This window comes from Hydrogenophaga sp. (genome assembly GCF_031426985.1).
In the GTDB taxonomy this organism is placed as follows: domain Bacteria; phylum Pseudomonadota; class Gammaproteobacteria; order Burkholderiales; family Burkholderiaceae_C; genus Hydrogenophaga.
On sequence record NZ_JASJOY010000237.1, the window covers coordinates 1 to 18,009 of the forward strand.

General features: G+C 68.1%; 24 protein-coding genes. 9 read left to right on the forward strand and 15 right to left on the reverse strand.

What is annotated here, in order from left to right:
- Window positions 1–342 (reverse strand): DEAD/DEAH box helicase (locus RMP09_RS23505; RefSeq protein WP_310568396.1); only part of this gene is annotated, 342 nt, incomplete at its 3' end.
- A 471-nt stretch (window positions 343–813) separates the two neighbouring features.
- On the opposite strand from RMP09_RS23505, the gene RMP09_RS23510 reads away from it, so the two are divergent.
- Together RMP09_RS23510 and RMP09_RS23515 are read left to right on the forward strand one after the other, a co-directional pair.
- On the forward strand, window positions 814–1,461 hold the full coding sequence (locus tag RMP09_RS23510; RefSeq protein WP_310568419.1) for a DUF47 domain-containing protein: 648 nt from the start codon (window positions 814–816) through the stop codon (window positions 1,459–1,461).
- 16 nt (window positions 1,462–1,477) lie between these two features.
- On the forward strand, window positions 1,478–2,488 hold the full coding sequence (locus RMP09_RS23515; RefSeq protein ID WP_310568397.1) for an anion permease: 1,011 nt from the start codon (window positions 1,478–1,480) through the stop codon (window positions 2,486–2,488).
- 46 nt (window positions 2,489–2,534) lie between these two features.
- On the opposite strand, the gene orn is transcribed toward RMP09_RS23515, so the two are convergent.
- On the reverse strand, window positions 2,535–3,113 hold the full coding sequence (gene orn, locus RMP09_RS23520) for an oligoribonuclease (protein WP_310568398.1): 579 nt from the start codon (window positions 3,111–3,113) through the stop codon (window positions 2,535–2,537).
- Between the two features lie 83 nt (window positions 3,114–3,196).
- Between orn and RMP09_RS23525 the strand changes: the two genes are divergently transcribed.
- The 3 genes from RMP09_RS23525 to rsgA are packed head-to-tail and all read left to right on the forward strand — an operon-like array spanning window position 3,197 to window position 5,780.
- Window positions 3,197–4,465 carry a M48 family metallopeptidase gene (locus tag RMP09_RS23525; protein ID WP_310568399.1) on the forward strand — a complete coding sequence of 423 codons (1,269 nt, stop codon included), beginning with the start codon at window positions 3,197–3,199 and terminating at the stop codon, window positions 4,463–4,465.
- A gap of 8 nt (window positions 4,466–4,473) precedes the next feature.
- Window positions 4,474–4,818: a 4a-hydroxytetrahydrobiopterin dehydratase gene (locus tag RMP09_RS23530; protein ID WP_310568400.1), complete on the forward strand. Its 345-nt coding sequence runs from the start codon at window positions 4,474–4,476 to the stop codon at window positions 4,816–4,818.
- Window positions 4,758–5,780 (forward strand): ribosome small subunit-dependent GTPase A, encoded by a 1,023-nt coding sequence (gene rsgA / locus RMP09_RS23535; protein ID WP_409559775.1) that lies wholly within the window; start codon window positions 4,758–4,760, stop codon window positions 5,778–5,780. The genes RMP09_RS23530 and rsgA overlap by 61 nt, the downstream gene beginning before the upstream one ends.
- Before the next feature lie 20 nt (window positions 5,781–5,800).
- On the opposite strand, the gene RMP09_RS23540 is transcribed toward rsgA, so the two are convergent.
- The 6 genes from RMP09_RS23540 to rpsP form a co-directional block, all read right to left on the reverse strand.
- Window positions 5,801–6,733 carry a CobD/CbiB family protein gene (locus RMP09_RS23540; protein WP_310568402.1) on the reverse strand — a complete coding sequence of 311 codons (933 nt, stop codon included), beginning with the start codon at window positions 6,731–6,733 and terminating at the stop codon, window positions 5,801–5,803.
- A gap of 37 nt (window positions 6,734–6,770) precedes the next feature.
- On the reverse strand, window positions 6,771–7,457 hold the full coding sequence (locus RMP09_RS23545; protein WP_310568403.1) for a CoA pyrophosphatase: 687 nt from the start codon (window positions 7,455–7,457) through the stop codon (window positions 6,771–6,773).
- A 64-nt stretch (window positions 7,458–7,521) separates the two neighbouring features.
- Window positions 7,522–7,878, reverse strand: a complete 357-nt coding sequence (gene rplS, locus RMP09_RS23550; RefSeq protein ID WP_310568404.1) for a 50S ribosomal protein L19 — start codon at window positions 7,876–7,878, stop codon at window positions 7,522–7,524.
- Window positions 7,879–8,001: 123 nt separating this feature from the next.
- The gene (gene trmD, locus RMP09_RS23555; protein ID WP_310568405.1) at window positions 8,002–8,778 is read right to left on the reverse strand and encodes a tRNA (guanosine(37)-N1)-methyltransferase TrmD; all 777 of its coding nucleotides are present in this window, start codon (window positions 8,776–8,778) and stop codon (window positions 8,002–8,004) included.
- Between the two features lie 12 nt (window positions 8,779–8,790).
- Entirely contained in the window at window positions 8,791–9,381 is a 591-nt protein-coding gene (gene rimM / locus RMP09_RS23560; protein ID WP_310568406.1) for a ribosome maturation factor RimM, read from the reverse strand.
- A gap of 49 nt (window positions 9,382–9,430) precedes the next feature.
- Window positions 9,431–9,685 (reverse strand): 30S ribosomal protein S16, encoded by a 255-nt coding sequence (gene rpsP / locus RMP09_RS23565; RefSeq protein WP_310568407.1) that lies wholly within the window; start codon window positions 9,683–9,685, stop codon window positions 9,431–9,433.
- Between the two features lie 166 nt (window positions 9,686–9,851).
- Between rpsP and RMP09_RS23570 the strand changes: the two genes are divergently transcribed.
- Both RMP09_RS23570 and RMP09_RS23575 read left to right on the forward strand, forming a co-directional pair.
- The gene (locus RMP09_RS23570) at window positions 9,852–10,391 is read left to right on the forward strand and encodes an N-acetyltransferase family protein (RefSeq protein ID WP_310568408.1); all 540 of its coding nucleotides are present in this window, start codon (window positions 9,852–9,854) and stop codon (window positions 10,389–10,391) included.
- The gene (locus tag RMP09_RS23575) at window positions 10,388–10,840 is read left to right on the forward strand and encodes a hypothetical protein (protein ID WP_310568409.1); all 453 of its coding nucleotides are present in this window, start codon (window positions 10,388–10,390) and stop codon (window positions 10,838–10,840) included. The genes RMP09_RS23570 and RMP09_RS23575 overlap by 4 nt, the downstream gene beginning before the upstream one ends.
- Before the next feature lie 117 nt (window positions 10,841–10,957).
- Here the strand turns inward: RMP09_RS23575 and RMP09_RS23580 are convergent, their stop codons facing one another.
- From RMP09_RS23580 to RMP09_RS23600, 5 genes are all read right to left on the reverse strand, one after another.
- Window positions 10,958–11,914, reverse strand: a complete 957-nt coding sequence (locus RMP09_RS23580) for an AEC family transporter (RefSeq protein ID WP_310568410.1) — start codon at window positions 11,912–11,914, stop codon at window positions 10,958–10,960.
- A 71-nt stretch (window positions 11,915–11,985) separates the two neighbouring features.
- On the reverse strand, window positions 11,986–12,534 hold the full coding sequence (locus RMP09_RS23585; RefSeq protein WP_310568411.1) for a DUF3299 domain-containing protein: 549 nt from the start codon (window positions 12,532–12,534) through the stop codon (window positions 11,986–11,988).
- A gap of 103 nt (window positions 12,535–12,637) precedes the next feature.
- Entirely contained in the window at window positions 12,638–12,877 is a 240-nt protein-coding gene (locus RMP09_RS23590; RefSeq protein ID WP_310568412.1) for a hypothetical protein, read from the reverse strand.
- Window positions 12,874–14,106: an ABC transporter permease gene (locus RMP09_RS23595; RefSeq protein WP_310568413.1), complete on the reverse strand. Its 1,233-nt coding sequence runs from the start codon at window positions 14,104–14,106 to the stop codon at window positions 12,874–12,876. The genes RMP09_RS23590 and RMP09_RS23595 overlap by 4 nt, the downstream gene beginning before the upstream one ends.
- Window positions 14,103–14,753 (reverse strand): ATP-binding cassette domain-containing protein, encoded by a 651-nt coding sequence (locus tag RMP09_RS23600; RefSeq protein ID WP_310568414.1) that lies wholly within the window; start codon window positions 14,751–14,753, stop codon window positions 14,103–14,105. Before RMP09_RS23600 ends, RMP09_RS23595 begins: the two co-directional genes overlap by 4 nt.
- Before the next feature lie 87 nt (window positions 14,754–14,840).
- Between RMP09_RS23600 and RMP09_RS23605 the strand changes: the two genes are divergently transcribed.
- Complete coding sequence (locus RMP09_RS23605) at window positions 14,841–15,722, forward strand: EamA family transporter (protein WP_310568415.1); 882 nt, start codon at window positions 14,841–14,843, stop codon at window positions 15,720–15,722.
- A 112-nt stretch (window positions 15,723–15,834) separates the two neighbouring features.
- Here the strand turns inward: RMP09_RS23605 and msrA are convergent, their stop codons facing one another.
- Both msrA and RMP09_RS23615 read right to left on the reverse strand, forming a co-directional pair.
- Complete coding sequence (msrA, locus tag RMP09_RS23610; RefSeq protein ID WP_310568416.1) at window positions 15,835–16,371, reverse strand: peptide-methionine (S)-S-oxide reductase MsrA; 537 nt, start codon at window positions 16,369–16,371, stop codon at window positions 15,835–15,837.
- A 19-nt stretch (window positions 16,372–16,390) separates the two neighbouring features.
- Window positions 16,391–17,305 (reverse strand): LysR family transcriptional regulator, encoded by a 915-nt coding sequence (locus tag RMP09_RS23615; RefSeq protein WP_310568417.1) that lies wholly within the window; start codon window positions 17,303–17,305, stop codon window positions 16,391–16,393.
- Between the two features lie 114 nt (window positions 17,306–17,419).
- Between RMP09_RS23615 and RMP09_RS23620 the strand changes: the two genes are divergently transcribed.
- Window positions 17,420–18,009: acyl-CoA dehydrogenase family protein (locus tag RMP09_RS23620; protein ID WP_310568418.1), on the forward strand; the 590-nt coding region annotated here is incomplete at its 3' end.

Below are 18,009 nucleotides of genomic sequence, written 5' to 3' on the forward strand. Positions count from 1 at the left end.
GTGCAGCACGGGCAGCAGGAAGGCGGCGGTCTTGCCGCTGCCGGTCTGGCTGGACACCATCAGGTCGGCGTGGCGCGCTTCGCCCTTGCCCAGCAAGGCCTTGGGAATGACGTTGTTCTGCACCTGGGTGGGTTGCACGTAGCCCAGGTCGACGCAGGCCTGCACCAGCTCGGGCGCCAGGCCCAGCAGCTCGAAGCCGTTGGGTTCTGCGGGCGCGGCGGTCTCAGCGACATCAGCGGCCTCGATGGATTCGACGGCCTGCGTGGTTTCGAGGGCGGCGTCGCCTTCGTTGGAGAGGATTTCGGGCGTGAAGTCGCCGCGGGATTCAAAAGAGTCGCTCATGTTCAGTCCTTGCGCGGTGTGCGCAATTGATCGAAAAAAGACGCTCAGGGGGCCGCTCAAAAGGCTCCAGGGCGCTTGATCCGTTCGTGGTTACAAAACATCAACCATCAAACGTTCAACGCGCCGGAGATCGCAGCCTTCGTAAAAATGAAGCCGCAAGCGGGGTGCGAATGGCCCATCCCGCGTTGCCGATGCCTGAGGGGCAGTGGCTGGGCCGGGTCCGCCGCAGGGGGCTGCGGGCCGGCTTTCACGTTCGGGGGGCCTGTGTAAGAGGCAGATGCACAAAATGCGCGGTGTTTTCCGCGCAGCCTGCGATTATGGCATGCGTTTCGGGTTTTCACCTAGCCTTTTCGACACATCAGGTCTTCAGACGGCCGAACACCGGGTGTCGCGCACCGGGGGCCACGGGTAAGATTCACGGGTTTGACGCTTGTTTGCAAGCGTTTTGTCATGTTCGACCCAGGAGTCACGATGTTCTTTGCCAAGCTGTTGCCCCGCGAAGGCAATTTTTTTGAATTGTTCAACCAGCACGCGGAGCACATCGTGGAGGCCGCGCACGCGTTCTCCAAGCTGGTGCAGAACTACGGCGACGCCCACCTGCGCGAGAAGTACAACCAGGACGTGGACAACGCCGAGCGCGCAGCCGACCGCGTGACGCAGGAAGTCAACCGCCTGATCCACACCACCTTCATCACGCCGATCGACCGCGAGCAGATCCATTCGCTGATCAACGGCATGGACGACGTGGCCGACCTGATCCAGGACTCGGCCGAGACGATGGCGCTGTACGACGTGCGCCACATGACCGAAGAGATCACCCGCCTGACGGATCTGAGCGTCAAGTGCTGCGAACGCCTCAAGCATGCGGTCAGCCTGCTGGAGAAAGTCAACGAGCCTAAGACCGCCGAGGCCGCGCTGAAGACCTGCGAAGAGATCGACCGTCTCGAATCGGACGCCGACCGCGTGATGCGTTCGGCCATGAGCAAGCTGTTCCGCGAAGAGCCCGAGGTGCGCGAGCTGATCAAGCTCAAGGCCATCTACGAGCTGCTGGAGACCATCACCGACAAGTGCGAGGATGTGGCCAACCTGATCGAGGGCGTGGTCCTCGAAAACTCCTGATCGCGGGGAGCCTGTCATGACGACCGTTCAGACGGCCCTGTGGGTCGTGGTCATGCTGGTCATGCTCGCGTTGGTGTTCGACTTCATGAACGGGTTTCATGATGCCGCCAACTCGATCGCGACCGTCGTCTCCACCGGGGTGCTCAAGCCTGGCCAGGCGGTGGTGTTCGCCGCCTTCTTCAACTTCATCGCCATCTTCATCTTCCACCTCAGCGTGGCGGCGACGGTGGGCAAGGGCATCGCCGATCCGAGTGTGGTGGACCCGCACGTGGTGTTCGGCGCGCTTTCGGGCGCCATCACCTGGAACCTGATCACCTGGTACTACGGCATCCCCAGCAGCTCGTCGCACGCGCTCATCGGTGGCATCGTCGGCGCCGTGATCGCCAAGGCCGGCACCGGCGCGCTGGTGGCCTCCGGCATCCTGCGCACCGTGGCCTTCATCTTCGTCTCGCCGTTCCTGGGCTTCCTGCTCGGCTCGCTGATGATGGTGCTGGTCGCCTGGATCTTCCGCCGTGCCCGCCCGCTGCGGGTGGATGGCTGGTTCCGCCGGCTGCAGCTGGTCTCGGCCGCGGCCTACAGCCTGGGCCACGGCGGCAACGACGCGCAGAAGACCATCGGCATCATCTGGATGCTGCTGATCGCCACCGGCTACGCCGCTGCGGCCGACAAGTCGCCGCCCACCTGGGTCATCATCTGCTGCTACATGGCGATCGGCCTGGGCACGATGTTCGGCGGCTGGCGCATCGTCAAGACCATGGGCCAGAAGATCACCAAGCTCAAGCCGGTGGGCGGTTTCTGCGCCGAAACCGGTGGTGCCATGACCCTGTTCCTGGCCACGGCCCTGGGCATCCCGGTGTCCACCACCCACACCATCACCGGCGCCATCGTGGGCGTGGGCTCGGTGCAGCGTGCCAGCGCCGTGCGCTGGGGTGTGGCGGGCAACATCATCTGGGCCTGGGTGCTGACCATCCCGGCCTCCGCCTTCGTGGCCGCGGTCGCCTACTGGGTGTCGATGCAGCTGTTCTGACCGAGAACAGCCATCCATGAAAAACGGGGCCCTGTGGCCCCGTTTTTCATTTCAGCAAGTGCTGGCGGTAGTGTTCAAGTTCGTCGATCGACTCGTGCACATCGGCCAGCGCGGTGTGCTTCTGGTGTTTCTTGAAGCTGTCGTACACCGCCGGACTCCAGCGCTTGGCCAGCTCCTTGAGCGTGCTCACATCCAGGTTGCGGTAGTGGAAGTAGGCCTCCAGCTTGGGCATGTACTTGACCAGGAAGCGCCGGTCCTGGCCAATGCTGTTGCCGCACATGGGCGAACCGTTCTTGGGCACGTACTTGCCGATGAACGCGATCAACTCGGCCTGGGCCTGCTCTTCGTCCACGGTGCTGGCCTTGACCTTGTCGATCAGGCCGCTCTTGCCGTGGGTGCCCTTGTTCCAGTTGTCCATGGCGTTCAGCACGGCGTCGCTCTGGTGGATCACCAGCACCGGGCCTTCGACGCGCGGCGTCAGTTGCGGGCCGGTGATCACCACGGCGATTTCCAGCAGGCGTTCTTTTTCAGGGTCGAGGCCGCTCATTTCACAGTCGAGCCAGACCAGGTTCTGGTCGCTCTTGCTCAGGGGGGCGGCGGGTTTGGGGTGGGTGGTGTCGGTCATGCTGCGATTTTCGCCCATCGGCCGCACCGGCCCGACCACCCCGCCGCCGCTGTGTGCATCGCGGCTTCGATAGACTCGCCCCCATGGATGCCACCGCCCTCACCTTCACCTCTCTGGTCTGCGCCCTGCTTGTGGCCGGCCTGATCGTGCGCACCGTGCTGCTGAGCCGGCAGATCCGCCATGTGGCGCGCCACCGCAGCAGCGTGCCCGCCGCCTTTGCCCAGACCATCAGCACCGAGGCGCACCACAAAGCCGCGGACTACACCCTCGCCAAAGCCCGCTTCGCGCAGCTGGAGACGGCGGTGGAAGCCGCCCTGCTGCTGGGCTGGACGCTGCTGGGCGGCCTGAACGCCCTCAACCAGGCCCTGCTCGCGCTCATGGGCGGTGGCCTGTGGCAGCAGCTGGCACTGATCGGCGCCTTCGTGCTCATCGGCGGTCTGCTCACCCTGCCGCTGGCCTGGTGGTCCACCTTCCGCATCGAAGAACGTTTTGGCTTCAACAAGATGAGCCTGGGCCTGTGGCTGGGCGACCTGCTCAAGAACGCCTTGGTCGGCGCGCTGATCGGCCTGCCCATCGTGGCCCTGGTGCTGTGGCTGATGGGCGCCGCCGGCCCCACCTGGTGGCTCTGGGCCTGGGGCGTGTGGATGGGGTTCAACCTGCTGCTGCTGGTGCTCTACCCCACGCTGATCGCGCCGCTGTTCAACAAGTTCGAGCCGCTGCAGGACGAAAGCCTCAAGGCCCGCGTCAACGCGCTCATGCAGCGTTGCGGCTTCGCGGCCAAGGGCCTGTTCGTCATGGACGGCAGCAAGCGCAGCGCGCACGCCAACGCCTACTTCACCGGCTTCGGCGCCGCCAAGCGCGTGGTGTTTTTCGACACCTTGCTGCAGCAGCTGAGCCCACCCGAGATCGACGCCGTGCTGGCGCACGAACTGGGCCACTACAAGCGCCGCCACATCGTGCAGCGCGTGGTGCTGATGTTCGCGCTCAGCCTGGTCGGCTTTGCGCTGCTGGGCTGGTTGTCGAACCAGATCTGGTTCTACACCGGCCTGGGCGTGACGCCCGCGCTCGACGCGCCCAACCACGCGGTGGCCCTGCTGCTGTTCATGCTGGTGGTGCCGCTGCTGACCTACTTCCTCTCGCCGCTGATGGCCCAGCTCTCGCGCCGGCACGAGTTTGAAGCCGATGCCTACGCGGTGGCCCACACCGACGGCCGCGACCTCGCCAGCGCCCTGCTCAAGCTCTACAAGGACAACGCCAGCACGCTCACGCCCGACCCGGTGTACGCGCGCTTTTACTACTCGCACCCGCCGGCCAGCGAACGACTGGCCCGCCTGCAAACCGCCACCGCCTGAGCCACCCGATGAACCCGATCCACCAGAACCGCAAGGCCCTCTCGGCCACCCAGATCGTCACGCAGCTGACCCAGCTCAACGGCGAAAACGCCCAAGGCTGGAAGCTGATCGACGGCGCACTGGAAAAAACCTACACCTTCCCCGACTTCCACCGCACCATGGGCTTTGTCAACGCGCTGGCCTGGGTGGCCAACCGCGAAGACCACCACCCCGACCTGGCCGTCAGCTACGGCCGCTGCACGGTGCGCTTCAACACGCACGATGTGGACGGCATCTCGGTCAGCGACTTCTTCTGCGCCGCGGCGGTCGACGCCCTGCTCCAGGACGGCGCCGCCAGCGGGCCGGCATCTTGAGCAAACGCCCCACGCCAGCGGCAACTGCATCCACCGCGGTGCAACCGGGGCTGGTGGTTGCCGCGTTTGGCCGCCACTGCCTGGTCGAAAGTCCGGACGGCGAGCGCCGCATCTGCCACCCGCGCGGCAAGAAGAGCCAGGTCGTCGTCGGCGACCGGGTGGACTGGCTGCCCACCGGCGACGAAGGCAGCGTCGAACGCGTGCAGGAGCGGCGCAACCTGTTCTACCGCCAGGACGAGCTGCGCACCAAATCCTTCGCCGCCAACCTCGACCAGCTGCTGGTGCTGATCGCGGCCGACCCGGAGTTTTCCGAACGCCAGCTGGCGCGCGCCCTGATCGCGGCCGAGGCCGAGCACATCCCGGTGCTGATCGTGCTCAACAAGAGTGACCTGCAACCCGCGTTTGACAACGCCTGGGAACGGCTCGCCCCCTACCGCCGCATGGGCGCTACCGTGCTGCCGCTGCGCCTGAAAGGCGCGACCGCCGCCGGCACTGAAGCCGGACTGAACGAACTGCAGCAACACCTGCAAGGCAAGACCACGCTGGTGCTCGGCCCCTCGGGCGTGGGCAAGAGCACGCTGGTCAACCGCCTGGTGCCGCACGCCAAGGCGCTCACCGGCGAGATCTCGCGCGCCCTGAATTCCGGCAAACACACCACCACCAGCACCACCTGGTATTGGACGGACGGTGCGAAGCAGACGGCGCTGATCGACTCACCCGGGTTTCAGGAATTCGGGCTGAACCACATCGAAGCCGTGCAGCTGGCGCAGCTCATGCCCGATCTGCGCGCGACCCTGGGCGACTGCCGCTTCTACAACTGCACCCACCTGCACGAGCCCGGCTGCGCGGTGCGCGCCCAGGTGCAGGGCGAAGATGGTGCGGCAGACGCCAGCATCGGCGAGAACCGCTACCGCATCTACACCGAACTGTTCGCCGAGCTGTCGCAGCGCCGGCTGTACTGAACTGAAGGCCTGAGCGCCGGTCAGACCGGCAGGCGTGCCAGCGACAGCAGCGCCAGCAGCAGCATCCACAGCACCACGCTGCGCCAGACCAGGCCCACCACGCTGGCCAGGTGGGCGATCTGCGGTTCGGCCCGCACCGTGCCGTCGGCTTCTTCCGCGGTTTCGCCCTCGGGCGGCATCACCAGCCGCACGCCGATGGCGCCCGAGGTGGCGGACAGCAGGATGCCGTCGCTGCCCGGGCCGTAGCGTTCGGCCTCGCCGCGCCAGCTGGCCACGGCCTCTTCAAAATTGCCCACCACCGCAAACCCCAGCGCCGTGGCGCGCGCCGGCAGGTGATCCACCCACTGCCAGGCCTGTGCCGCCGCGTTGCGCAGGGCGGCACTGGGCGTGCCGTCGGGGCGTTCGCGCCAGTTGCGCGGCAGGTACTCGGCCATGCGGTAGAGCACCGCACCGGCCGGACCCAGGCCCAACATCCAGCCCACCACGAACAGAGCCAGCACACCGAATACGTGGCGGTGCGCGGCCAGCACCGACTGCTCGATCACCTGACGCAGCAGTTCGGTGCGCGGCAGGCTGGCGGCGTCCACCCGCAGCCAGGCCGCCAGCTGCTCGCGCGCGGCGGTGTCGTCGCCCGCTTCCAGCGCCTGGCGGATGCCGGTGAAGTGGTGGCTGAACTGCCGAAAACCCACCGTCACGTACAGCACGCCCACCATCCAGGCAAACGCCAGCACGCTGCTGAACCACCACAGCGCCCAGTACACACCGCCGGCCAGGGCTGCGGGCACGCCCACGGCCAGCACCCAGGACAGCCAGCCGTGCGAGGCCTGGCCCGCGTCGAGGTTGCGCCGCACCGTGCGCGCCCAGCCGCGCAGCGCGCTGTGCACCGGGTTGTCGTAGGCCAGCGGGCGGGCCTGCTCCAGCAGCAAGGCGATCAGGATGGCAAAGAAACTCATGCGGCAATGATAGTGGCGCCCTGCCGGCCGGCCGTGCTCAGGCCCGCAGCAGGTGGTAGAAGTTGCGCAGCATGCCGGCCGTGGCGCCCCAGATGAAGCGCTCCTGTTGTCCGTCCTGGTAGGGCATGGAATACCACTCGCGCACCTCACCGTTCCACACCATCGCATGACGCCGGTGGTTGTGCGGGTCCATCAGGAAGTCCAGTGGCACCTCGAACACGTCGTCCACCTCGTGGGGGTTGGGCTGCAGCGTGAAGCCCGGTTGCACCAGCGCCACCACCGGCGTGATGAAGAACTGCGTGCCGGTGATGTATTGCGGCAGCGAGCCCAGCACCTCCACGTGCGCGGCGCTCAGACCGGTCTCTTCTTCGGTTTCACGCAGTGCGGCGGCCGTGGCGTCGCGGTCGTCCGCGTCCACCTTGCCGCCCGGAAAAGCGATCTGCCCCGAATGGGTGGACAGGTGCGCCGTGCGCTGCGTCAGCAGCAGGTGCAGGCGCTCGCGCATCACCAGCGGCAGCAGCACGGCCGCCGGCGCGGGTGTGCGGTCGGTGAAGCGGCGCTCCTGCACCAGTTCCGGCGCCCAGGCGGGCGGGTGGGCAAACCGCTCCCGCAGCGCCTGGGGCGTCAGCCGCGCGGGCTGCACCGCTTGCAGCCCGGCACTGGCGGCACCGGGCAGCACAGGCACCTGGCGTGGGTCGAAGGTGGGTGGGTAACGCTGGCTCATGGGGCGGGGTTGAACAGGGCAAAAAAAAGCCGCTCGGACGAGCGGCTTTTTGGGAAGCGAGCGATCAGGCGCCCAGCTTTTCCTTGATACGTGCCGACTTGCCGCTGCGCTGGCGCAGGTAGTACAGCTTGGCACGGCGAACGTCACCGCGGCGCTTGACTTCGATCGAGGCGATCAGCGGGCTGTACAGCGGGAACGTACGCTCCACGCCTTCGCCGTTGGAGATCTTGCGCACGATGAAGCTGGAGTTCAGGCCACGGTTGCGACGGGCCACCACCACGCCTTCGTAGGCCTGCACGCGCTTGCGGGTGCCTTCGATCACGTTCACGCTGACGATCACGGTGTCGCCAGGAGCGAACGGCGGGATGGTCTTGCCAAGGCGAGCAATTTCTTCTTGCTCAAGGGTCTGGATCAGGTTCATGGTTGCTTTCATACCGATCATGGCCGCGCTGCCCCAACATGGGGTTGATATGGCTGCGAATCCCGGAGGTTCAAAAAACCTCACCTGTCGCAGCGGCCGGCCAGAGGATCGAAGAGCCTTGAATTATAGCTTTTTCGGCGAGATCAGGAAAGCCTGATCCGCCCGGCTCAGTTTGCCGGCCTGCCGGGCCTGTTCCAGCAGGTCGGGTCGGCGCTCGGCCGTCAGCCCCAGGCTTTGCTCGCGCCGGTAGCGGGCGATGCGTTCATGATGCCCGCCCAGCAGCACCTCGGGCACCGGCATCGGGCCGTTCGGCCCCTGCCAAACCTCGGGGCGGGTGTGGTGCGGGCTGTCCAGCAGGCCGTCCAGCGCGGGGTTGAAACTGTCCTGCTGGTGGCTGCCTTCGTCGCCCAGCACGCCGGGCATCAGCCGCGCCACCGAGTCGAGCAAGGCCATGGCCGCGATCTCGCCGCCCGAGAGCACAAAGTCGCCCAGGCTGATCTGCCGATCCACGCAGGCGTCGATGAAACGCTGGTCGATGCCCTCGTAGCGCCCACAGACCAGCACCGCGCCTTCGCTGCGGGTCCATCCGGTCGCCATGGCATGGTCCAGCCGCTGACCGATGGGCGAGAACAGCACCACGGGCGCCCTGCTCTGGTCAGGTTCGGCCCGGTCGGCGCGAATGGCCTGCAGGCAGCGCCACAGCGGCTCGGCCATCATGACCATGCCGGGGCCACCGCCGAACGGGCGGTCGTCCACGCGGCGGTAGTTGCCTTCGGCGAAGTCGCGCGGATTCCACAGCCGCACCTCGACCTGTTTGGACTCGAACGCGCGCCGGTTGATGCCGCTTTTGAGAAACGGCTCGAACAACTCTGAAAAAAGGGTGATGACGTCAAAGCGCATGGCGCGCTCCCGTCAGTAATCGGTCTGCCAGTCGGCGGTGATGCGGCGCGCCTTGAGATCCACGTCGTCAATGTAGGCGGCGACAAAGGGCACCATGCGCTCGGCGGTCGTTTCGACACCGTCCACGGTCTCGGTGTATTCCATCACCAGCACCGAGGTCGGGCCGGTGGGCATGAGGTCGCGCACCACACCCAGGTGCACGCCTTCGCGGTTGACCACATCCAGGCCGATCAGGTCGACCCAGTAATACTCGCCGTCCTCAGCAACGGGGAAGGCGCTGCGTGGCACGCTGATGCGCACGCCCTTCAGGGCTTCGGCCGCGCTGCGGTCGTCCACCCCATCGAGGCGGGCGACGATGCCGTCGGAGTGGGTCTTGATCTCGGCCACGTGCACCTGCACATGACCCGAAAACGCCGAAAAGCCGCGCGCGAAGCGGGCTTCGGGCGGCTGCAGATACCAGTCTGGAGAGGCCAACAGCGCCGACGTGTCGGCACTGTGCGGATGGATGCGAACCCAGCCCTTGACGCCCCAGGCGTCCTGGATGCGGCCCAGTTCGACGGCGTCGTCCGGCAAAGACGTGGCGGCAAAAGGGCTGCTGGACATGCGTTCGGAGCACCGGGTGGCCAGCCCGTGGGGGCTGGCCGGACCGCGATCAGGCAGCGGTCTTGGCGGCGGCTTGCTTGATCAGGCGGGCCACCGTGTCGGACGGCTCGGCACCCACGCCGGTCCAGTAGGTCAGGCGGTCCGTGGCGACGCGCAGAGGCTCTTCACCGCCCCGGGCCAGGGGGTTGTAGAAGCCGATGCGCTCAATGAAGCGGCCGTCGCGGCGGTTGCGCTTGTCGGCAACCACGATGTTGTAGAACGGACGGGCCTTGGAGCCGCCGCGGGAGAGTCGAATGACGACCATGATTTATCCTTCGGGTGGTGGTGAACACCGGCACAACGCGTACCGACGTTTTCCCGCAGCGCTTGAGACACACGACTGACCACCCGGCCAGCGAAACGCTGCAAAGCCTGCCATTATAGCCAGCCCGCTCCCAATCCCAAGGAGCTTTGATTTCTCTTTCCTCCCCATGCCCCTGATCCGCCCCAGCCGCGACGAAGACCTCGACGCCATCGCCCGCATCTACGGCCACCATGTGCTGACCGGAACCGGCACCTTTGAAACCACCCCGCCCACCGCGGCCGACATGGCCATACGCCGCGCCGACGTGCTGGGCAAGGGCCTGCCCTGGCTGGTGGCCGAGGACGCGGGTCAGGTGATCGGTTTTGCCTACGGCAACTGGTTCAAGCCGCGCCCGGCCTACCGCTTTTCGGTCGAAGACTCGATCTACCTCGCGCCCGAAGCCGCCGGCAAGGGCCTGGGCCGCGCGCTGCTGGCCGAGCTGCTGGCCACGCTGGAGCGTGGCGGCGTCCGCAAGGTGATGGCGGTGATCGGCGATTCGGCCAACGCCGGCTCCATCGGCGTGCACACGGCGCTGGGCTTCGAGCGCGTGGGCGTGGTCAAGTCCTGCGGCTGGAAGTTCGAGCGCTGGCTGGACATCGTGCTGATGGAAAAATCCCTGGGCCAGGGCGACAGCTCCCCGCCGGTGGACCCGCAAAGCGCCGCATGAGGGTCCGCAACAAGACCCTGACCGTCTGGCTGGCGCTGCTGGGCGGCAGCATGGGCCTGCACCGCTTTTACCTGCGCGGCCTGGGCGACTGGATCGGCTGGCTGCACCCGATCGCCGCGGCCATCGGCTGGATGGGCGTCGAGCGTGTGCAGCAATACGGCCAGGACGACCAGCTCTCGTGGGTAATGATTCCCTTCCTGGGCCTGAGCATCACCGCCGCCTGCCTGGCGGGCATCGTGTACGCGCTGGCCGAGCGCGAGAAATGGAACCGCTGGTTCAACCCGACGCTGGACCCGCAAGCCGCCGCCGGCGCCACCAACTGGCTGACCATCGGCGCGCTGGTGTTCTCGCTGATGTTCGGCACGGTGGCCTTCATGGGCAGCCTGGCGTTCGGCATCCAGCGCTACTTCGAATACCAGATCGAAGAGGCGAAGAAGATCAGCCAGTAGACGGCCCACCCCTGCGCCGCACCGGCGGTGGGTCGCCCCCTCCAGGGGGCAACGCGATGTGGCCCGGCAGAGCCGGTTCCACCGCGTTCTGGGCTGGGCGCACCCCGCTCTGACCGATCAGTTCAAGTACGCCATCACCAGCATCACCGCGCTGAGCGTGAACAGCGCCAGCACGGTGGACACGCCCATGGCGGCGGTGGTCAGTTCCTGGGCGACCTCGTAGCGCTGGGCGAACAGGAACACGTTGGCCCCCATGGGCAGGGCGGCGGCCACCACCATCACGGTCAGCGGCAGGCCGCTGATGCCCACGCCCCAGGCCGCCAGGCCCACCAGCAGCGGCAACACCAGGTTCTTGGACAGCGTGATCCACAGCGCCGGCACCAACTGACCGCGCAGCGGCGTGCGCGCCAGCGTCACCCCCACCAGCACCAGCGCGATGGGGCCGAAAGCGCTGCCCAGCAGCTGCAGCGGCTTGTCCACCATGGCGGGCAGGCCCCAGCCGGTCTGGGCGTAGAGCAGGCCGCTGATGATGGGCAGCGGGATCGGGTGGATCAGCGCCCCCTTGAAGGCCGACCAGGCCGTCTGCAGCACGTGCGGCGCACGCTCGCCGCCGGCGCGGGCCTCCTTGGCCACCACCAGCTCCAGCACCACCGAGCCCACCGTCAGCAGGATGAGCGCATGCACCGACACCAGCGTGAGCAGCGTCACCAGCGCGGCCTTGCCGTAGGCCAACTCCACCAGGGTGATGCCGATCATCACCATGTTGGAAAACACGCCGCCGAGGGCCAACACCACGCTGGTGCGGTTGAAGCCGCGCCAGGCGATGGACACGCCCAGCAGCAGCAGCGCAGCGGGGAAGTAGGCCAGCAGCGGCGACAGGTCCAGCGTCTCCACGTGCACGCCGCTCATGGTGCGGAACAGCAGGGCCGGAATGAGCAGCAGGAAGACGAGGTTGGAGAGGTCACGCACCGCCGATTCGCGGATCCACTCCAGCCGCCCGGCCAGGTAGCCGGCGGCGATGAGCAGGAACACGGGGGTGAGGGAGGCGACGACGGGGTGGCTGGCGAAGTTCACCCGGCCGATGGTAGCGGCGGGCACCGCCCCGGTGCTGTCACAGCGCTGTCACGGCCCTCTGAGGCAGAGGTTCATTGCACGCCCACCGCCTCGGTGAAGCGGTAGTACAGGCCGTGGGGATCGTTCTGCAACACGTGCAACCGCCCCTCGACCACCACGGCGTTCTGGCGGTACTTCACTGGCTGCACGGTGCGCACCTCCACCATGCTCTCGGGCCCGCCTGGCGTGCAGAACGAGCAGGTCAGCGGCACCGAAGCCAGCAGAAAGTGACGCTGCTGTTCGCCCGGCCCCAGCGGCATCATGAAGCCCTGCAGCCGGACCTTCTGCTGGTTCAGCGCCATCACCGCCGGCGTGTACACCGGCACGATGCGCCGGTTCTGCAGCACCGTCTTCACGTCGGTCAGCACCGACCAGGCCACCACGTCCGACCGCGGCTTGAGCGGCGCGAACGGGCTCAGCGGGCTGTGCACCCCAGCGCCCTGCCCGTGCGGCAAGGCCGACGGCGTGCCTGCCGAAACCGAGGCACTGGGCGTGCCCATGGGCGAGCTCAGCACCTGCGCAAACGTGGGCGGCACGGAACACGCCAGGAGTGCAAGGAAAAAACGGGAGAAGTGGTTCATGCCAGCGAAGGGAAGTCGGTCCAGCAGGCACCGCGGAACCGGCTTGGCCGGGCCGCTGGTGCCGCCCCCTGGGGGGTGACGCCGAAGGCGGCGCGGGGGGATCTCAGTGCGCGTGCCGCATGCCGCAGTACTTGCCAATCGCCAGACCCTTGCAGGCGGTCTGGAGTTCCGCCATGCAGACCTCTTCCTTCTTGCCGGCCTCCAGGCACTTGGCGGCGCCTTCGTGCGCGGCGGCCATGGCGCGGTGGCGGGCGATGTCTTCCTTGATCTCCTGGTCGGCGTGCTGCGCCAGCGCAGCGGTGGCGAGCAGGGACAGGGCGAATGCGAGCAGTGTGTGTTTCATGTGGTGGACCTTGAGGATGAAAGAAGGGACGCGACGTCCGAACGGTAGGCGCTGATGGCCGGCACGGCGGCGGCGGCCAGGGCCACGCCCAGGGCGGCCACGGGCACGCCCCACAGCGTGGGCGGCCAGTGCCCGGCCGCGGTGGTGGCCAACCCCATGTCGGCCATCCACATCCAGCCTAGCAAAGCTGTCAAGCCCTGGGCCAGCAACAGGCCGGCCACCGAGGTCAGCACGGCCAGCCACAACGCCTCGCACAGCAGCAGCCCGGCCACCCGGCGCGGTGGCGCGCCCAGCAGGCGCAGCAGCGCGGTGTCGGCCCGGCGCTCGCGCACCGCGCTCCACAGCGCGATGAACACCGACAGGCCGGCCACCAGCAGCAGCACGGCGCCCATGCCCTGCAGCACCCGGGTGCCCGTGCCCACCAGGGTCAGCAGGCGGGTGATTTCCAGCGCCGGGGCGGCGGCCTGCATCTTCGTGGTGCTGTTGACCCAGCGCGGCAGGCCGATCGCCGCCATCGGCGTGTTGTAGCGCACCAGGGCCAGCGTCACCTCGCGTTCGGCCTCGATGGCGGTGCGATCCTCGGCCGACAGGCCCTCGAACTCGCCCGGCGCCAGCCCTTCGTGCACTGCCCAGACCGAGGTGGTGTCGGTCAGCACCAGCCGGTCGAGCACGCAGCCGCAGGGCCGCAGCACGCCCACCACGGTGTAGGGCGATTCGCCATGCGCGTGGCCACCGCCGCCCAGGCCGTGTTCACCCACAAACGGCTGGCCGACGTGCCAACCCGTGGCCTGGGCCACCTGCGCGCCCAGCACGGCCTGCAGCGGCGCGGTCCACAGCGTGCCCTGCGCCAGCGTGGCGCCGTAGTGGGCCGGGTAGTCGTGCGTGCTGCCGACGATGCGAAAGCCGCTCACGCTGTCGCCCAGGCTCAGCGGGATCACCTGCGCCACCTGCGGGTGCCGCGCCAGCGCACGCACCTCGGCCAGCGGCACATTGCCGGGCGGCACATCGAGGTGGAACACGCCGGCCAGGATCAGCTGCAGCGGGCTGCCCTTGGCGCCCACCACCAGGTCGATGTCCTGCAGGTCGCGCTCGAAGGCGCGTTCGATGCGGTCCTGCGCCAGCAGCACAAAGCCCATGGACGCCAGGCCCAGCGTGAGCAACAGCAGGTTCAGCGCCGAGGCCAGCGGGCGCGACCACAGGTAGCGCCAGGACAGCGTGAGCAGGTTCATGCCGGCGCTCCCGGCGACAGGTTCAGCACGGCAGCGGCCGGCAGCGCCCGCGCCACGCGCGCGTCGTGCGTGGCGATCACCAGCGTCGCGCCGGCCCGTTGCGCACGTTCGCTCAACAGCCCCAGCGCGGCGTCACAGGCGCCGTCGTCCAGGCTGGCGGTCGGTTCGTCGGCCAGGACCACCTGCGGCCGCAGCAGCAGCGCCCGCGCCAGTGCCACGCGCTGCGCCTCACCGCCCGAGAGGCTGGCGGGCCGGCGCGGGGCCAGGTGGGCCACGCCCAGCGCGGCCAGCGTGTGGTGGATGGTCGCCGCGTCCACTGGCAATCCAGAGGCGAAATAGACCAGCGCCAGGTTGTCGGCCACGCTCAGGGCCGGGCTCAGCAGCAGGCGCTGCGGCAGGAAACCAATGGTCCGGGCGCGCCAGGCGTCGCGCGCGGCCGGGGCCAGCTCGCCCACCGCTTGACCGGCCACCACGGCCCGGCCGGCCGCCGGCGTGAGCAGCCCCGCCAGCAGCGCCAGCCAGGTGCTCTTGCCGCTGCCCGAGGGGCCACGCAGCAGCAGCGTGCCGCCCTGGGGCACGGCGGCATCGGGAAAACGCAGGCCCGCGCCACCGGGCGGCTGCCATGCGAGGCCATCGGTCTGGATCATGGGCCTGCATCTTAGAGACGCCAGCGACAGGCGATCGCAGGGGGCTTGTCTACACTGGCGGGCCGTCACACCCCCCCGGAGCCGCCCTTGCCCTTCAACCACCTCCTGCTCGCCCTCGCGGTGGTCTTTGTCTGGGGCACCAACTTCGTGGTCATCCGCTGGGGGCTGGACGGGCTGCCGCCCTTCCTGTTTGCCACGCTGCGGTTTGCCTTCTCCACCCTGCCCTGGTTGCTGTTCGTCCCGCGCCCCACGGCGCCGTGGCGCAAGCTGGCCGCGTTCGGCGTGCTGCTGGGGGTGGGCCAGTTCGGCCTGCTGTTCCTGGCCATGCAGGGGCACATCTCGCCCGGGCTGGCCTCGCTGGTGGTGCAGGTGCAGGTGTTCTTCACCATCGGCCTGTCGCTGCTGTTGCTCAAGGAACGGGTGCGCGGCTTCCAGCTGCTGGGCCTGCTGCTCGCGCTGGCCGGGCTGGCGGTGATCGGCCTGCACCTGAACGCCGCGGTGGTCACGCTCACGGGGCTGGGTCTGGTGCTGTCGGCCGCTTTCTTCTGGGCCAGCGCGAACCTGGTGGTCAAGTCGCTCGGGCCGGTGAACATGCTGCATTTCATGGTCTGGAGCAGCGCGTTCGCGGTGCCGCCGCTGCTGGCCATCGCGTGGTTCGTCGAGGGCCCGGACCTGATGCACAGCGCCATCACCCAGGCCACGCCACGGGTGTGGGCCAGCGTGCTCTGGCAGGCGCTGGGCAACACGCTGTTTGGCTACGGCGTGTGGAACTGGCTGCTGGCCCGCCACCCGGCCGCCACCGTGGCACCGCTGGCCTTGCTGGTGCCGGTGTTCGGCATGGGCGCGTCGGCCCTGGCACTGGGCGAGGCGCTGCCGCTGTGGAAGCTGGGGGCGGCGGCCCTGGTGCTGGGCGGGCTGGCGGTCATCGTGCTCTGGCCCCGGCTGCAGGCGCGTCTGCGCAGGGATTGACGCCCCCCCGCCGGGCGCCGCCTGACTCCCTTCAAGGGGCGACACGCGCGGCCCGGCAAGCCGGTTCCGCCGTGCCCCTGGCTCAGGCACTGCGCGTCGGCGCCACGCAGGCTTACTTCGCCAGGCGGGTGAAGGTCTTGCGGAACTTCGCCACCTTGGGCGCCGCCACCGCCATGCAGTAGCCCTGGTGCGGGTGGTGCTCGAAGAAGTCCTGGTGGTAGTCCTCGGCCGGCCAGTAGTGGGCCAGCGGCAGCAGCTCGGTCACGATGGGCCGGCCAAAGGCGTTTTCGGCCGTCAGCTCGTCGATCAAGGCCTGCGCGACGGCCCGTTGTTCGTCGTTGGTGACATAGATGCCGCTGCGGTACTGCGTGCCCACGTCGTTGCCCTGGCGGTTCAGGGTGGTCGGGTCGTGGATGACGAAAAAAATCTCCAGCAGCTCGCGGGTGCTCACCTGCGCCGGGTCGTACACCAGCTTGATCACCTCGTTGCAACCCGTGGTGCCGGTGCACACGTCTTCGTAGCTGGGCTGGGGTGCCTGGCCGTTGCTGTAGCCCGACTCGACGTCGGTCACGCCGCGCACTTCTTTGTAGACGCTTTCGGTGCACCAGAAGCAGCCGCCGCCGAGCACGAGGGTCTGGGTGTTGCTCATCGTTGTTCTCCGGTTCGGTTCAGGGGGTGGGCCGATGGTGCCCCGTCTGCGCCGTGACCTGCACGGCGGCCAGAAATGCCCCCAGCGCGCCCTGGGCGGTCTGGTCGCGCCCGGTGCGCCAGAGGCAGTGCGTGTCGTAGGGCGCCAGCGGCTGGGCCAGCGGCACAAAGACCACACCGGGCAGGCCGGCCTGCTGCAGCGCCGCCGGCACCAGGCCCACGCCCAGGCCCTGCGCGATCACCGAGACCACGCTCAGCCAGTGCCGCAGCTCGAAGGCCAGCGACGGCTCGAAGCCCGCGTCGGCACAGGCCGCGAGGATTCGGTCGTGGTAGTCGGGTGAGACGGCGCGCATGACGATGGCGAAGGCATCGCCCTTGAGCTGGTCCAGCGACAAGCGCTTCGCTTGGGCATGTGGGTGGGACGACGGCAGGCAGGCCATGAAGGGCTGGCTGGACACCAGGATCTGCGAGAAGCCCGCCGGCACGCGCGTGGTGTGCACGAAACCCAGGTCCAGCCGGTCGTGCACCAGCTCCACCAGCTGTTCGCTGCTGCTGAGTTCGCGCAGCGCCAGCCGCAGCCGGGGGTGCGCGGCGGAGAAGTCGCGCAGCACCTGCGGCAGACCGCGGTAGAGCACGGTGCCGGCAAAGCCGATCTGCAGCTGCCCCGCCAGGCCCTGCCCCACGTCGCGCGCCTCGCGCGCGGCCAGCGCGGCCTGCTCCAGCAGCGCCAGCGCGCGCGGCAGAAAGGCCAGCCCTGCAGCGGTCAGTGCCACGCCGCGGCTGTTGCGCTCGAACAGGCGCGCGCCCACATCGGCTTCGAGCTGCTGGATGTTCATCGACAGCGGCGGCTGCGTCATGGCCAGCCTCTGGGCCGCGCGGCCGAAGTGCAGCTCCTCGGCGAGCACGGTGAAACAGCGCAGGTGGCGGAATTCCATGAATATGCAATGCGTATTGATCAATCGGCAATCAATATTAGACAGCTATTCATGGCGCCACGACAATCCGTCCCAACATCCGCTTCCAACCCTCGTCCAACGGAGACCCGCACCATGGCATCGAACAAAGCAACTTTCAGCTGGGAAGACCCCTTCCACCTGAGCGCCCAGCTCACCGACGACGAGCGCCAGGTGCAGGACGCCGCCCGCGCCTACTGCCAGGAAAAGTTATTGCCCCGCGTGCAGCTGGCCTTCCGCAACGAGACCACCGATGCGTCCATCTTCCGCGAGATGGGCGAGCTGGGCCTGCTGGGCCCGACCATCCCCGAGCAGTACGGCGGCAGCGGCCTGAACTACGTCTGCTACGGCCTGGTGGCGCGCGAAGTGGAGCGCGTGGACTCGGGCTACCGCTCGATGATGAGCGTGCAAAGCTCGCTGGTGATGGTGCCGATCAACGAATTTGGCTCCGAAGCGCAGAAGCAGAAGTACCTGCCCAAGCTGGCCACTGGTGAATGGATCGGCTGCTTCGGCCTGACCGAGCCCAACCACGGCAGCGACCCCGGCAGCATGATCACCCGCGCCCGCTCGGTGCCCGGCGGCTTCTCCCTGAGCGGCGCCAAGATGTGGATCACCAACAGCCCGATCGCCGACGTGTTCGTGGTCTGGGCCAAGGACGACGGCGGCCAGATCCGCGGCTTCATCCT

Coding starts and splice junctions, on each gene's coding strand:
- RMP09_RS23510 (WP_310568419.1), top strand. CDS start 814: ATGTTCTTTGCCAAGCTGTTGCCCCGCGAAGGCAATTTTTTTGAATTG.
- RMP09_RS23515 (WP_310568397.1), top strand. CDS start 1,478: ATGACGACCGTTCAGACGGCCCTGTGGGTCGTGGTCATGCTGGTCATG.
- orn (WP_310568398.1), bottom strand. CDS start 3,113: ATGACCGACACCACCCACCCCAAACCCGCCGCCCCCCTGAGCAAGAGC.
- RMP09_RS23525 (WP_310568399.1), top strand. CDS start 3,197: ATGGATGCCACCGCCCTCACCTTCACCTCTCTGGTCTGCGCCCTGCTT.
- RMP09_RS23530 (WP_310568400.1), top strand. CDS start 4,474: ATGAACCCGATCCACCAGAACCGCAAGGCCCTCTCGGCCACCCAGATC.
- RMP09_RS23540 (WP_310568402.1), bottom strand. CDS start 6,733: ATGAGTTTCTTTGCCATCCTGATCGCCTTGCTGCTGGAGCAGGCCCGC.
- RMP09_RS23545 (WP_310568403.1), bottom strand. CDS start 7,457: ATGAGCCAGCGTTACCCACCCACCTTCGACCCACGCCAGGTGCCTGTG.
- rplS (WP_310568404.1), bottom strand. CDS start 7,878: ATGAACCTGATCCAGACCCTTGAGCAAGAAGAAATTGCTCGCCTTGGC.
- trmD (WP_310568405.1), bottom strand. CDS start 8,778: ATGCGCTTTGACGTCATCACCCTTTTTTCAGAGTTGTTCGAGCCGTTT.
- rimM (WP_310568406.1), bottom strand. CDS start 9,381: ATGTCCAGCAGCCCTTTTGCCGCCACGTCTTTGCCGGACGACGCCGTC.
- rpsP (WP_310568407.1), bottom strand. CDS start 9,685: ATGGTCGTCATTCGACTCTCCCGCGGCGGCTCCAAGGCCCGTCCGTTC.
- RMP09_RS23570 (WP_310568408.1), top strand. CDS start 9,852: ATGCCCCTGATCCGCCCCAGCCGCGACGAAGACCTCGACGCCATCGCC.
- RMP09_RS23575 (WP_310568409.1), top strand. CDS start 10,388: ATGAGGGTCCGCAACAAGACCCTGACCGTCTGGCTGGCGCTGCTGGGC.
- RMP09_RS23585 (WP_310568411.1), bottom strand. CDS start 12,534: ATGAACCACTTCTCCCGTTTTTTCCTTGCACTCCTGGCGTGTTCCGTG.
- RMP09_RS23590 (WP_310568412.1), bottom strand. CDS start 12,877: ATGAAACACACACTGCTCGCATTCGCCCTGTCCCTGCTCGCCACCGCT.
- RMP09_RS23595 (WP_310568413.1), bottom strand. CDS start 14,106: ATGAACCTGCTCACGCTGTCCTGGCGCTACCTGTGGTCGCGCCCGCTG.
- RMP09_RS23600 (WP_310568414.1), bottom strand. CDS start 14,753: ATGATCCAGACCGATGGCCTCGCATGGCAGCCGCCCGGTGGCGCGGGC.
- msrA (WP_310568416.1), bottom strand. CDS start 16,371: ATGAGCAACACCCAGACCCTCGTGCTCGGCGGCGGCTGCTTCTGGTGC.
- RMP09_RS23615 (WP_310568417.1), bottom strand. CDS start 17,305: ATGGAATTCCGCCACCTGCGCTGTTTCACCGTGCTCGCCGAGGAGCTG.